Origin of the sequence: Streptomyces toyocaensis (assembly GCF_000725125.1) — a bacterium.
Lineage (GTDB): Bacteria > Actinomycetota > Actinomycetes > Streptomycetales > Streptomycetaceae > Streptomyces > Streptomyces toyocaensis.
In genome coordinates this window covers 97,788-110,601 of the sequence record NZ_JFCB01000021.1, presented here as the reverse complement: position 1 = coordinate 110,601, position 12,814 = coordinate 97,788, and the positions used below count along the sequence as shown (strand labels likewise).

Genomic DNA, 12,814 nt, shown 5'->3' with positions numbered 1-12,814 from the left:
TAATATGGTCGGACCGAACAAGGGAGGCTCCATGCGCATCGGACTCTTCGCCACCTGTCTGGGGGACACGCTGTTCCCCGACGCGGTGAAGGCGACCGCCGTGCTGCTCACCCGGCTGGGCCACCACGTGGTGTTTCCGCCGGAGCAGACGTGCTGCGGTCAGATGCACGTCAATACCGGATACCAACGTGAACCGGTCCCCCTGGTGCGCGGCTTCGCCGAGCAGTTCGGCGACCCGTCGATCGAGGCCGTGGTCATGCCGTCCGGTTCCTGCGCGGGCTCGGTGCGTCACCAGCACCGGATCGTCGCCGAACGGTACGGGGACGCGGCACTGGCCGACGCCGTCACCGCCGTCGAGGCCAAGACCTACGAGCTGTCGGAGCTCCTCGTCGACGTGCTCGGCGTGACCGACGTCGGCGCCTGGTTCCCGTACCGGGTGACCTACCACCCCACCTGCCACTCGCTGCGCATGCTGCGGGTGGGGGACAAACCGCTGCGCCTGCTGCACGCGGTCGACGGCATCGACCTGGTGGAGCTGCCGGAGGCCGACGCCTGCTGCGGATTCGGCGGCACGTTCGCGGTCAAGAACGCGGACACGTCCACCGCCATGCTCCAGGACAAGGTCCGCGACGTGCTGTCCACGGGGGCGGACGTGTGCACGGCCGGCGACTCGTCCTGCCTGATGCACATCGGCGGCGGCCTGTCCCGCATCAAGGCCGGGACCCGCACCCTGCACCTCGCGCAGATCCTCGCCTCCACCCGCACCTCACCCTGCACACTTCCGGAGACGGAGGCCGCCGCCCGATGAGCAGCACCTTCCTCGGCATGCCCGCCGTCCCACCCCGCTCCCCCTACGGGACCGGCAACCTGCGCGGTGAGCACACGTTTCCCGCGGCCGCCCACGACGAGCTGCGCAACGAGCAGCTGCGCGGCAACCTCCGCAAGGCCACCCGTACCATCCGCGGCAAGCGGCTCGACGTGACCGGTGAACTGCCCGACTGGGAGCGGCTGCGCGACGCCGGCGCGGCGATCAAGACGGACACCATGAACCGGCTGCCCGAGTTGCTCGAACAGCTGGAACGCAAGGTCGTCGAGCACGGCGGCACCGTCCACTGGGCGCGTGACGGCGCCGAGGCCAACGAGATCGTCACCCGGCTCGTCGAGGAGACCGGAAGCGACGAGGTCATCAAGGTCAAGTCGATGGCGACCCAGGAGATCGGCCTCAACGAACACCTCGCGGGCCGGGGCGTCACCGCGTACGAGACCGACCTCGCCGAGCTGATCGTGCAGCTCGCGGACGACAAGCCGTCGCACATCCTGGTTCCGGCGATCCACCGCAACCGGCACGAGGTCAGGGACATCTTCCGCGCCGCCATCCCGGGCGTGGACCCCGGTCTCGACTCCGTGCCGGCCCATCTGGCGGCCGCGGCCCGGGCCTATCTCCGGGAGAAGTTCATGACGGTTCCGGTGGCCGTCTCGGGCGCCAACTTCGGCATCGCCGAGACCGGCACGCTCTCGGTGGTCGAGTCCGAGGGCAACGGACGCATGTGCCTGACCATGCCGGACACCCTGATCACCGTCATGGGGATCGAGAAGGTGCTGCCGCGCTACCAGGACCTGGAAGTCTTCCTGCAACTGCTGCCGCGCTCCTCCACCGGTGAGCGGATGAACCCGTACACCTCGTTGTGGACCGGTGTGACCCCGGGGGACGGCCCGCAGACGTTCCACCTGGTGCTCCTCGACAACGGGCGCACGGCAGCGCTCGCCGACCGGATCGGGCGCGAGGCGCTCAACTGCATCCGCTGCTCCGCCTGCCTCAACGTCTGTCCGGTGTACGAGCGGGCCGGCGGCCATGCCTACGGGTCGACGTACCCCGGACCCATCGGCGCCGTGCTCACCCCGCAGCTCGCCGGGATGCACGCCGCGAAGAACGACCCGAACAGTTCGCTGCCGTTCGCCTCCAGCCTGTGCGGCGCCTGCTTCGACGCCTGCCCGGTGAAGATCGACATCCCGTCGCTCCTGGTGGAGCTGCGGCACCAGCACACCGAGCAGGCCGACACCACCGTGGAGAAGCTGGCGATGAAGGCGGCCGCCTCGGTGATGAAGCGGCCCCGTCTGTTCACGGCCGCGCAGAGGGCCGCCGGCCCCGGCGGCCGGCTGGTGGCAGGGCGGGACCGGAAGATCTCCCGCCTCCCGGCACCGTTCGACGGCTGGACCGACAGCCGGGACGTCCCGGCTCCGCCCAGGCGTACCTTCCGCGACTGGCTGGCGTCCGAGGAGGGCGAGGCCACCCTGCGGGCCGCAGCCGAGGAGGGCGCCCGGACCGCAGACCACCCCCACCAGGAGGAGAACCGGTGACCACGACCGCACGCGAGACGGTGCTCGGACGCGTCCGGGACGCCCTCACCCTCGCCCGCCCGGCGGAGGTGACGGTCCCCCGCGCGTACCGCACGGGCCGCACGCTGCCCGACGACGAACGGCTCGCGCTCTTCGTGGACCGTCTGGCCGACTACAAGGCCCAGGTGCGCACCTGCACCACCGACCGCGCCCCGGCCGTGATCGCCGACGCGCTCCACGAGCACGGGGTGCGCCGGGCCGGCGCGCCGGCCGACCTGGACGCGGCCTGGCTCGCCGGCTACGACGGCGAGGTCCAGTGGGACTCCCCGGCCGTCCCGGCCCGTCGGCTCGGCGAACTGGACGGCGTGGTCACCGCGTCCGCGGCCGGCTGCGCGGAGACCGGCACGATCTTCCTCGACGGAGGCCCCGGACAGGGCCGGCGCGCCCTGTCCCTCGTCCCCGACCTGCACGTCTGCGTCGTCGACCTGTCGTCAGTGGTGCCCGGAGTGCCGGAGGCGGTCGCCCGGCTGGTCCCGGAACGCCCGACCACGCTGATCAGCGGCCCGTCGGCCACCTCCGACATCGAACTGGAGCGCGTCGAGGGGGTGCACGGTCCGCGCACCCTGGTCGTGGTGATCCGCACGGACAGCTGAGCGACGCCCGATTCCTGGCGGCGGGCCCGGGGACCGCCGGACACGAAGCGCGTTCCGCCGCCGGATCAGCAGGCGCCGAGGTCTTCCCAGACGCCCCATTCACCGGTGGTGCCGGGCTCCTCGCCCGTCACCCACCACTTGGCGCGCCAGGTGCGGCCCTCGTGGGAGACGGTGTCGCCGCCGGTATAGACGCTTCCGGCGTTCCAGACCGGTGCGGTGCAGTCGCCCGGCTCGCCGTCACCGCCGCCGTCACCGCCGCCGCCGTCACCGCCGCCGATGTTGACGTCGATACAGGAGTAGAAGGCGTTGGCGGTGTCCGCCACGTTCCAGACGGCGAGCACCTTCTGACGGCCGGTGAGGCCGCCGAAGTTCACCTGGTGGCTGACATCCGCCGGGGGCTGCGCGCCGTGGCCGTCGAACTCGGCGATCTTCGTGTTGCCGATGAAGTACTGCCAGGTGTCGGTGGCATGCCGCGCCGTGTGGTGCCAGTTGAAGGTGTACGTGCTGCCGACCGGGGTGACCCGCCAGCCCTTGCTGTCGTCGTCGAGCTCGGCGAACTCGGTGTTGCCGCCACTGCAGCTGCGCAGGCCCTTCGGTCCCTCGACGCTCTGCGGCTCGTACTTGATCTGGCCGCAGTCGACGACTCCGGTGGCGCACTGGTCCTGCCGGCTCGCGGGCGAGGTCACCCAGCCGTGGGCGCCGGCCGTGCTCGCCGGGAGGCTGACGGCGAGCAGGGGAGCCACCAGCGCGCCGATCGCGAGAGCCGCTCGTCTTCTCGTGTTCATGCCATGCCACTTCCTTCGTTGTCGTCAAGGCAGTCGCCACGGGCCGCGCGGCGGTGCCGATGAGTCGTGGTGCGTGCGCTGCGCGGCCGTACCGCCCCTGTGGCCGCGTCAGGTCGTGTCGGGCGTCGGGGTTGCGGGCGGGGTCGCCGCCGTGCGAGCACCACGTCCTCGCGCGTGCGACATCACCACTCCCGTGCCGATCGAGCTAAGGTCTAGACCTGAGTGCGTCAGGTCTAGACCTTAGCGCCGGACCGGATTCGGTCAAGGGGTTGGGCAAGGTGAACTGTCGAGAGCGGTGACCTGGTGAGTGGAGGCCGCAGACCTCGAACTGCCACCGCGCGACCGACGGACCGGCGGCACCCGGTGTGGTCATCGCCGACAAGGCGTATTCACCCCGGGCGATCCGCCAGGTCCTGCGCAGCCGGGGCATCCAGGCCGTGATCCCGGAGCGGACCGACCGGAAGCCGACCGGCTGCGGCGCGGACGGGCCGGCGGCAGGCCACCGGCCTTCGACCGTGAGCTCTGCAAGGCCCGCAACGTCGTCGAACGCTGCTTCAACCGCTCAGAAGGCCGCCCGGGACGGTGACGTGGTGACGCCGGCTGCGCTGTCCTCGAACGGAGAGGACCGGTCTCAGACGCGCTCCCACAGGGCCGGGACGTTCGGCGGCTCCCAGCCCGGGTAGGCGGTGTGGCCCTGGATGCAGCGGTACCGCACACCGTTGTACGTCACCACGTCCCCGGCCGCATACGTCGCGCCGAGTTGCCAGGTGGTCTCCCCACCGTCGCCGGACACGGTGAGGGTGTACGTGGTGGCGTGGCTGACCTCACCCGCCCCGGTGAAGGTCAGGGTGTACGTGCCGCCGGGTGTGCCCGCCGCCACCTGGACGGTGGCGGTCGACGACTGCCCGGAGGTCATCGAGGAAGGGTTGAACGACACGGTCACGCCGGTCGGTTCACCCGATGCCGACAGCCGCACGTTCTGGGCACTGCCGCTCGTCGTGGTGGTGGACACGGTGACGGTGGCGGAGGTTCCGGGGGCGACTGTGCCGGCCGAAGGGCTGGCCGAGATCGAGAAGTCGTTCGCCGGCGTGGGGTCGCCGGCGACGGCTGTCTTCCAGATCGTGTACGCCATGCCGTCGGCGCTGCGGTTCAGGGCGGTGGCGCTGATGTTGCTGGTGGTGTCGCATGCCGAGTGGTAGCAGGGGTCGTAGGCACTGCCGGCGGTGCCGCCCCACTTGGCGGCCTCGGCGACGGACTTCCGCGCCGAGGCTCCGGTGGCGTATCCGGAGGTGGGGATGCCGATGCTCTGGAAGGAGTAGTCGTCCGAGCGGCCCTGCCCCTCGATGTTCTCCTGCGGGGCCAGGCCGAGCGAGTCCCAGTACGCCTTCATCGGCGCCGAGGCCGCCGAGTTGAGGTTGTTGATGAAGTAGCCGCCGTTGGTCGAGGCGACCATGTCGAAGTTGTAGTAGACCTTGATCTTGGAGCGTTCGGCGCTGGACAGGGTCCTCGTGTAGTAGTCGGAGCCGTTCAGGCCGGCTTCCTCATCGGTCCACCAGGCGAAGCGGACGCGGTTCTTCATGGTGGCGTCGCTCTGCGCCAGAGTGAGTGCCGTCTCCAGGAGTGCGGCGGACCCGGATCCGTTGTCGTTGATGCCGGGGCCCGCGGCCACGCCGTCGAGGTGGGCGCCGAACATGTAGACGTTGTCGGCGTTCCCCTTGGGCCATTCGGCGATCAGGTTGCTGCCGGCGCCCGTCGAGCAGCCGGAGGCACATGCCTGTTCGGTGACGGTGTAGCCGGCGGCCTGGAGCTTGCCCTTCACATAGGCGAGGGAGGCTCGGTAGCCGGCGCCGGTCGCGTGGCGGTTGCCGCCGTTCTGCTGGGCGATGCCGTGGAGCTGGGACAGGTGCGCCTGCACCTTGGCCACGTCCACGTCCGGCGGGGTGGGCTGATTGTCACCGCCTCCGCCGACCCGCAGCGTGTACTGGGCGGTGTGGGTCTTGGTGCCCGCGCTGCCGGTGACGGTGATGACGTACGTTCCTCTGGTCGTGCCGGAGGAGGCGGACACCGTCATGGTGGAGCTGCTGCCGGAGGTGACCGTCGCGGGGCTGAAGGAGACGTCCACACCGGCGGGCTGGCCGGAGGCGGTCAACGAGATCTGCTGAGCGCCGCCGGCGACGGTGGTGGTGTCGACGGTGGTGCGCACGGAGGAGCCGGCGTCGACGTCACCCGTGGCCGCGCTGAGCGCGAGCGAGAAGTCGTTCTGCTGTCCGGTGCAGGTCGGGTCGGCGGGCTGGGCGGGCACGTCGATGGCGTTCCAGGCCGCCTTGGTGGTGTTGAACAGGTCGCAGCTCGCGTCCAGGTTCTTCGCCGCGGTGAGCGTGGCGGTGCGGTACCGCTTGTGGGTCATGCCGCTGGTCTTGAGCAGCATGCCACCGTAGAAGATCTTGCCGGCGTTCCGGATGCCGATGCCGGTCACGGTGGATCCGTCACAGGTGGCACTGGAGGGTTTGCCGCCACCGGGGTTGGAGCCCTCGGCCAGCAGGTAGAACCAGTGGTTGAGCGGCCCGGCGGCGGCGTGCTCCTCGGTGCTGGGGATCGCCGAGGAGTAGCAGGCGGGGTGGTTCAGCGCTCCGGGGTTGTACATGTTGCGGATCGGTCCGCGGCCCTGGAGGTCGATCTCCTCTCCGACGGTGTAGTCAGGAGTGTCGTACGGCACCGGCTGGTTGGTGTACGCCTCGGTCAGCGCGCCCATGATGTCGCCGGTCGCCTCGCCCAGTCCGCTCTCGTTGTTGGCGCCGCCGGGGGTGTTGGAGTCCAGGCCGTGGCCGAACTCGTGGCCGATCACGTCCATGCCGGCGATCCACTTGCCGGCGCTGTTGCGGCCGATGGTCACGGTGGAGCCGTCCCAGTAGGCGTTGAGCTGGTTGAGACCCACGCGTACGGGCCAGCTTCCGCCGTTTCCGTTGTGACCGTTGCGGCCGAGCCAGTTCTTGAGCATGTCCGACTCTTTCTGCGCCGCGAACATGGCGTCGACGCAGCCGGTCTCCTTGCTGGAGGCGTTGCCCGTCCCCCAGTCGTCCCGGGACTTGGTGAACAAGCCTCCGCTGTAGTCCGAGCACTGCAGGCCGGGGCGGGTGGTGTCGCGCAGGACGTAGTCGCTGCCCGAGCGGGAGGTGTCGATCGTCAGGGGATCGGGACCGTTCCACTCGCTGTGTCCGGTGCCGGCCCGTACGTCGTCGTAGGTGTCGACGACCTTGCCGGTGCGGGCGTCGACGAAGACGTGGAGTCTGCTGGGCACGTCGGCCTTGGTGCGCCCGGTGAGCACGGCTTCCCAGGCCAGAGTGGCGTGGTCGTTCTTGACCCGGACCACCAGACGCTTCGAGTCGAGCTTCTCGACCTTCGCGAGTTTGGCCCGGCTGGTTCTGACGGCCTGGGCCTGTGTGACCTTGGGTCTGGTGGGGACGGTGATCGTGACGTCGGCGGCGGACTGGACCGCGCGGACCTTGCCCTTGCCGTCGGCGAGGACCACCGCGTCGCCGCCCACCACGGGCAGGCCCTTGTAGGTGCGTTCGTAGGCGACGGAGTACAGGTCTTTGGTCCACGGGGTGACCTGGCTACGGTCGTACTGCTCGTCGGGTCCCTTGGCGAGGGCGTCGACGCCGCTGTGGGTGGCCTGGTCGGCGGCGGCGATCGCCAGGGCGGCGGGGGTGGGCTTCGGTTGGCTCGTGGGGGGTGCGGCGGCCGGCGCGGCCGAGGCGAGGGAGGCAGGCAGTGTCACCCCGCCGAGGGTCATGGCCAGGGATATCCCGGCCACCGCCATCTTTCTCAGCATCGTGGCTCCTTGTGAGAGGTCGTGAAGCGTCGCTCGACGATGCCGACAAGGACATGACAAAACAGCCGCCTCTCCCTGAACGCGATCGGGGTCGAGGGGGTGCTGTCACCGGGCCGGCCGACATGAGTGGCATGCCCACGCCATCGAGCTCGTCGAACCCTCACACCGGCTGCGGCCCAGGTCAACGACTTTCGGACGAGGTCCCCGAGTTGGCAAAATCCGGCAAGCGGAACGGGCCGACCGAAGTCCGGATGCAGGAGTCCGGCCGCCCGCACTCACGGTCATACATCCGGGTCCAGCACGTGCAGGCGGTAGTCCCGTACCTCGGGAACACCGCCCCAGTCGGTGAGCAGCCTGCCGTGCAGCCCGCCCAACTCCGCCCGGATCATCAGGTCACGTGAGCGCATCGCCTCTTCGCGCACCGGGGAGACCAGGGCGACCGCGGCCTGCGGGTTGCCTGCGCAGGCCCAGCTGTCGGCCAGCCGCAGGGTGAGCAGCAGGTGCGTCCCACGCATCGACGGCGGCACCAGAGCACGTGAACGCACGGTGGTGCCGACCGCGCGCCGGGCCGTCGCTCGGTCGCCGGTCACCACGGCGAGGTCGCGCAGCGCCCCGCCGACTGCCGACTCCAGCCACATCTCGCCGTCGGCACCGCGGAGCCACGGTGCCTCCAGACGGTCCCGGTCGCCGAGCCGGCCCAGGCCGCGCCGCGCCAGCCTGATCTGCCGGAGGCATTCTGCCGTGTCGCCGCCGAGTGCGTGACCGCGTGCCAGGTACAAGTGCGACAGGACGGCGACCCAGCGGCGGCGGCGGTCCACGGCGCCGACGGCCTGGGCATGGTCGAGTGTCGAGGTGGTGTCCCGGTCGAGCCGGACGAGGGTGCACATGTCGCTGAGCAGCGTGGCGCGTGCCGGGGCGTCGTGGACGGCCTCGGCCCACCTCAGACCATGGCCGAACCAGGCCATGCCGATGCTCCCCTGGCCGTGCTGCACCCGCAGACGGCCCGCGACCTGGGCGTACTGGGCCGCGGTCCGTAGTTGCCCGTACGGCAGCCGGCCCGTGGAGTTGATCGCCTCGGCCCACCGCACCACGGCGTGCAACAGCCGCTCCACCGTGGTCACACCGTCGAGCACGGCCCGGTGCAGTGCATGCCGGATCAGCCAGGCGAGGACGGCTGTGAGACCGTGCAGCAGCTCGGCCTCCGTGCCCGCCAGATCGGTGTACCGGGGGTGCGGGCCGGTGAGTCCGTGCAGCAGAACCGATATGGCCGCCCGGTCCGGGATCGGACAGCCGATCGTGCCGTGCAGCGGGCACGGGAGGCCTTCGGCGGGCAGCGCCGGGGGCCACAGGCCGGGGTCCATCGTCCCTTCGATGGCCGCCGTCCTCTCCCCCGACGGCACGGCGAACAGGCCCGGGGGGAGCCGGCGGTGTGGCAGGTCGTGGGGCACCTGATGCGGCGCGGCGGCGATCAGGGCCAGTTCCCCTCCGGTCTCCAGCACGGAGTCCAACCGCGGTACCAGCGGCGTCGGGGGTTCCCGCAGCCCCGCTTCCAGTCTGCTGATCAGGCTGTGGTGATAACCGACCCTCAAGGCGAGCTGCTGTTGGGTGAGCCCTGCCCGCACGCGCCATGATCGCAGATGTCGTCCGAACTGCCCCCGGGACAGGACGGCTTGCGCCGGGTCGATGGTCATCGTCTGTTGCCTCCGTCATGAAGCGCGCCGGTGACTTCGCCCGGCATGCGCAGTGACGTCATGGACCCGCGCCGACCGGTCACGGCACGTGGGTGCAGGGCGAGTCCGATGTCCCGGGGCCGGCCGTTGCCCTCGCCGAGCAGCCGGGACCGGTCGGCATGCGTGCCCGAGGCCGTCAACGCGGCCGGGACGACTGTGACGAGTCGGTGGAGCATGGGGGAACTCCTCGATGTCCTCGTGCGGGTGCCGAAACGGTAGGGACAGCGGATCCATGTGCGGAAGAAGCGATCTGACCCTCACTCCGGTGTTATGGAACACGGTTCCGGCGATGCGAGGTGAGGGGGGAGACGGCCGGCGGAAACGGGAACCCGGGCGGACGACATGCCCGCCGCTCGCCCGGGGATTCCTCCCGACCCCGGAAGTCCCGGGATCGCTGCGCTGCTTCAGCATGTTTCCAGCGCGGTCATCAACCCTTGATCTTCGGCACCCGGGAACCACGCAGTGCAGTGCGCCGGCCGCTGATCCGGATCTCGCCCGGCGGGGTGGCGGGGGCGCCGTCGGTGAGCGGCAGGTCCGGAGTGGCGGCCGAGCCGAACAGCCGACCACGCGCAAACGCTCGGCCGGCAAAGCCAGCCGAGCGTCCCGCCGGGGTCACGGCCACCGCCGGTTGATCACTTGTGTGGCGACGGTCTCCTGGAGCGCGTCCGTCCCAGGGTCGCCGGGCCGAAGGCTGCACGGGGCACGGCCGTCAGTCGTCGAACGACAGGCCGTGCCCGGTGCGGAAGAGCACCTTGGCCGGGTCGTCGGCCCGCTGGATGGGCACGGGCAGCCTGCCGCGCGGGTCGACCCGGCCGGCGATCACCCGGGCGGCGGCGCGCAGTTCGACCTCGGTCCAGCAGTACGAGGCCAGGGAGGCCGGGACGTCGCCGAGGTGGGCGATGTCGTAGGGGTTGCGCACCGCGAGGTGGACCACGGGGACGCCCGTGGCGAGCAGCCGGGACACCAGGGTGCGCTGCGCGCTGGTGGCGCCGACGTTGTCGGTGGTGACCACCACCGCGTCCCGTCCCCGTGCCGCGGCCAGGGCGGCGTCGATCGTCGCCGCGTCGGGCGCCCGGCCGGTGACAAGGTGGGTGGTGCTGTAGCCCAGTTCGTCGAACACTGTGGCCAGCTCGGGCACCGTGGTGCGGGTGCCGTCGGTCGGGAAGGCCGGGCTGGCGCCGACCACGAGCAGTCTCCGCTGCCGGCCGCGCAGCGGGAGCGCCTCGTCCTCGTTGACCAGGAGGGTGGTGGTGCGCTCGGCGATCCGGGCGGCGGCGCGCTGGTGGCTGCGGGCGCCGACGACCCGGTCGACCTCCCTCGGGGAGACGTAGGGGTCGCGGCTGAGCAGGCCGGCCTTGTCCTTGACCCGCAGGATGCGCAGGACCGACTCCTCGAGCCGGGCCTCGCTGATCTCTCCGCTGCGGACGGCGGCCAGGACTCCGTTGTAGGCGACGTCGATGTCCGGCGGGAACAGCAGCTGGTCGGCGCCGGCTTTGAGGGCGAGGACGGGCACACGGTCGTCGCCGTACTTGGTGCGCACGCCGGCCATGTTGAGGGCGTCGGTGACGATCACTCCGTCGAAGCCGAGTTCGTCGCGCAGCACTCCCTGGAGGATCGCGGGTGACAGGGTGGCCGGGTCGTTGCTGGGGTCGAGCGCGGGCACCTGGAGGTGCGCGGTCATGATCGAGTCGACGCCGGCGGCGATCGCGGCCCTGAAGGGCGGGGCGTCGATGCGGTCCCACTCCTCACGAGTGTGGGTGATCACCGGCAGTCCGGTGTGGCTGTCCTCCCCGGTGTCCCCGTGGCCCGGGAAGTGCTTGGCGCAGGCCACGACGCCGGCCCGCTGATAACCCGCCACCTGGGCCGCCACCATCCGGGCCACCTCGCGGGCGTCGGCGCCGAAGGAACGGACGTTGATGACGGGGTTGACCGGATTGACGTTCACGTCGGCGACCGGGGCGAAGTTCTGATGGATGCCCAGGGCAGCGAGTTCGGTGCCCGATATCCATCCGGCGGTGCGCGCGTCGGAGAGTGAGCGGCCCGCGCCGAGCGCCATCGCGCCCGGCAACTGAGTGGCGCCGCTGCCGATGCGGACGTTGGCCCCATGCTCCTGGTCGATGGAGATCAGGGACGGGATGGGGGTGGGCAGGGCGAGCGAGGCCCGCTGCACACCGTTCGACAAGTCCGCCACCTGCTGGGGGTCCTGGATGTTGTTCGCCCAGCCGGAGAAGTAGATGACACCGCCGATGTGGTACTTGGCGATGAGCTCGGCCACCGTACGGACACCGAGCTCCCTGAGGTTGCGGTCCTGGTCGAACTGGCTGGGAGAAGTCGCCGACGTACCGTAGAAGTACGGTACGAACAACTGGCCGATCTTCGCCTCGACGCTCATCCGGGAGATGATCTTCTTGAGCCGGTGGTCGCGCCCGTGCGCGACCGCGGGGACAGCCGTCGCACCCACGACACCCGTTGCGCTCGCAGCGACCACGGTTGCGGAGGCGAGAAGGGTCCGTCTGGACAGACTCCCGTCGTGCATGCGGAGATGCTCCTTCCAGCCTTGCCGTCAGAGGAATGGGAGGACACGCGCAGTACGTCGAACAGCGGGCAACGTAGCCCGCGGATCAGGGACGGGGCAAGAGGTCTAGACAAAATAGGTCTAGACAAAATGCAGAACTCCCCCTGGCCGACAACGGCATCCGCCGTCAACCGGTCAGCCCGCCGTCCGGTTGACGACGGCGTGGCACAGAAGCGCCAGGCGTCGCTTCCGCGACGTCCCGTCGACCTGCCCCCTTCCGCGTCGGCGGCGCTCCCGCCCGTACAATTCGGTGACGAACGACCGGGTGGCCGGCAGGCCGTCCGGTTCCGTCCGGGAGACCCAGGGAGCACTCTTGCCCGGTCAGCGATCCATCACCGAAGCGGAGAAGCTCGCGGAGGCCAAGCTGGGCGGGATTCCCGTTCATCGGGAGCGGATGGCGGCGGTGGCCAACATCCACCGGGCTGCCTCCGCGGTACGGCACCACCTGGAGAACTCCGTGTTGCGCGGTTCGGATCTGACCTGGACCGCGTTCGTCGTCCTGTGGGTGGTGTGGATCTGGGGCGAGTCGGAGACCCGGCACGTCGCGGAAGAGGCCGGCATCTCGAAGGGCACGCTGACCGGTGTGTCCCGCACACTGGAGTCGCGTGGACTGGTCCGCCGTACCGGTCACCCCACCGACGGCCGGCTCGTGCTGCTGTCCCTCACGGAGGACGGTGAGGAGTTCATGCGCCGCGTGTTCCCCGCGTTCAACTCGGAGGAGGCTTTCGTGACCGCGCAGTTGAGCGACGAGGAGTGCCGCGGTCTCGCGTCCGGACTGCGCCGTGTGGTTCTTCAGGTGGAGCAGCACGGCGAGGACCGCCGCAGGTCCCTGCTGGACGGGGCGGAGCCCGCGCCCCGTCGCAGCGGGCGGCGCGCCAGGGACTGAACTGCCCTGGTGCGGC

At 70.6% G+C, this 12,814-nt stretch carries 9 protein-coding genes and 1 pseudogene; 5 read left to right on the top strand and 5 right to left on the bottom strand.

The window, feature by feature from the left end:
• The first annotated feature begins 31 nt into the window (after window positions 1-31).
• The 3 genes from BU52_RS21855 to BU52_RS21845 are packed head-to-tail and all read left to right on the top strand — an operon-like array spanning window position 32 to window position 2,990.
• Window positions 32-808 (top strand): (Fe-S)-binding protein, encoded by a 777-nt coding sequence (locus BU52_RS21855; protein WP_037937013.1) that lies wholly within the window; start codon window positions 32-34, stop codon window positions 806-808.
• On the top strand, window positions 805-2,358 hold the full coding sequence (locus BU52_RS21850; protein WP_037937012.1) for a lactate utilization protein B: 1,554 nt from the start codon (window positions 805-807) through the stop codon (window positions 2,356-2,358). The genes BU52_RS21855 and BU52_RS21850 overlap by 4 nt, the downstream gene beginning before the upstream one ends.
• Window positions 2,355-2,990: a LutC/YkgG family protein gene (locus tag BU52_RS21845; RefSeq protein WP_037937011.1), complete on the top strand. Its 636-nt coding sequence runs from the start codon at window positions 2,355-2,357 to the stop codon at window positions 2,988-2,990. Before BU52_RS21850 ends, BU52_RS21845 begins: the two co-directional genes overlap by 4 nt.
• Before the next feature lie 65 nt (window positions 2,991-3,055).
• On the opposite strand, the gene BU52_RS21840 is transcribed toward BU52_RS21845, so the two are convergent.
• Window positions 3,056-3,775 (bottom strand): lytic polysaccharide monooxygenase, encoded by a 720-nt coding sequence (locus tag BU52_RS21840; RefSeq protein WP_037937009.1) that lies wholly within the window; start codon window positions 3,773-3,775, stop codon window positions 3,056-3,058.
• A gap of 359 nt (window positions 3,776-4,134) precedes the next feature.
• Here BU52_RS21840 and BU52_RS35970 point away from each other — a divergent pair.
• A pseudogene (locus BU52_RS35970) lies at window positions 4,135-4,337 on the top strand (IS5/IS1182 family transposase); the annotation flags it as partial.
• Between the two features lie 69 nt (window positions 4,338-4,406).
• Here BU52_RS35970 and BU52_RS21830 read toward each other — a convergent pair.
• From BU52_RS21830 to BU52_RS21815, 4 genes are all read right to left on the bottom strand, one after another.
• Complete coding sequence (locus tag BU52_RS21830) at window positions 4,407-7,607, bottom strand: M20/M25/M40 family metallo-hydrolase (protein WP_037937007.1); 3,201 nt, start codon at window positions 7,605-7,607, stop codon at window positions 4,407-4,409.
• Window positions 7,608-7,888: 281 nt separating this feature from the next.
• A complete protein-coding gene (locus BU52_RS21825; protein ID WP_037937005.1) occupies window positions 7,889-9,298 on the bottom strand; it encodes a helix-turn-helix domain-containing protein in 1,410 nt (469 codons plus the stop codon).
• The gene (locus BU52_RS21820; protein ID WP_037937002.1) at window positions 9,295-9,513 is read right to left on the bottom strand and encodes a hypothetical protein; all 219 of its coding nucleotides are present in this window, start codon (window positions 9,511-9,513) and stop codon (window positions 9,295-9,297) included. Before BU52_RS21820 ends, BU52_RS21825 begins: the two co-directional genes overlap by 4 nt.
• Window positions 9,514-10,046: 533 nt before the next feature.
• Complete coding sequence (locus tag BU52_RS21815) at window positions 10,047-11,873, bottom strand: glycoside hydrolase family 3 protein (protein ID WP_037937000.1); 1,827 nt, start codon at window positions 11,871-11,873, stop codon at window positions 10,047-10,049.
• A gap of 352 nt (window positions 11,874-12,225) precedes the next feature.
• Here BU52_RS21815 and BU52_RS21810 point away from each other — a divergent pair, with 352 nt between their 5' ends.
• The gene (locus tag BU52_RS21810; RefSeq protein ID WP_037937079.1) at window positions 12,226-12,798 is read left to right on the top strand and encodes a MarR family winged helix-turn-helix transcriptional regulator; all 573 of its coding nucleotides are present in this window, start codon (window positions 12,226-12,228) and stop codon (window positions 12,796-12,798) included.
• Window positions 12,799-12,814 lie beyond the last annotated feature (16 nt).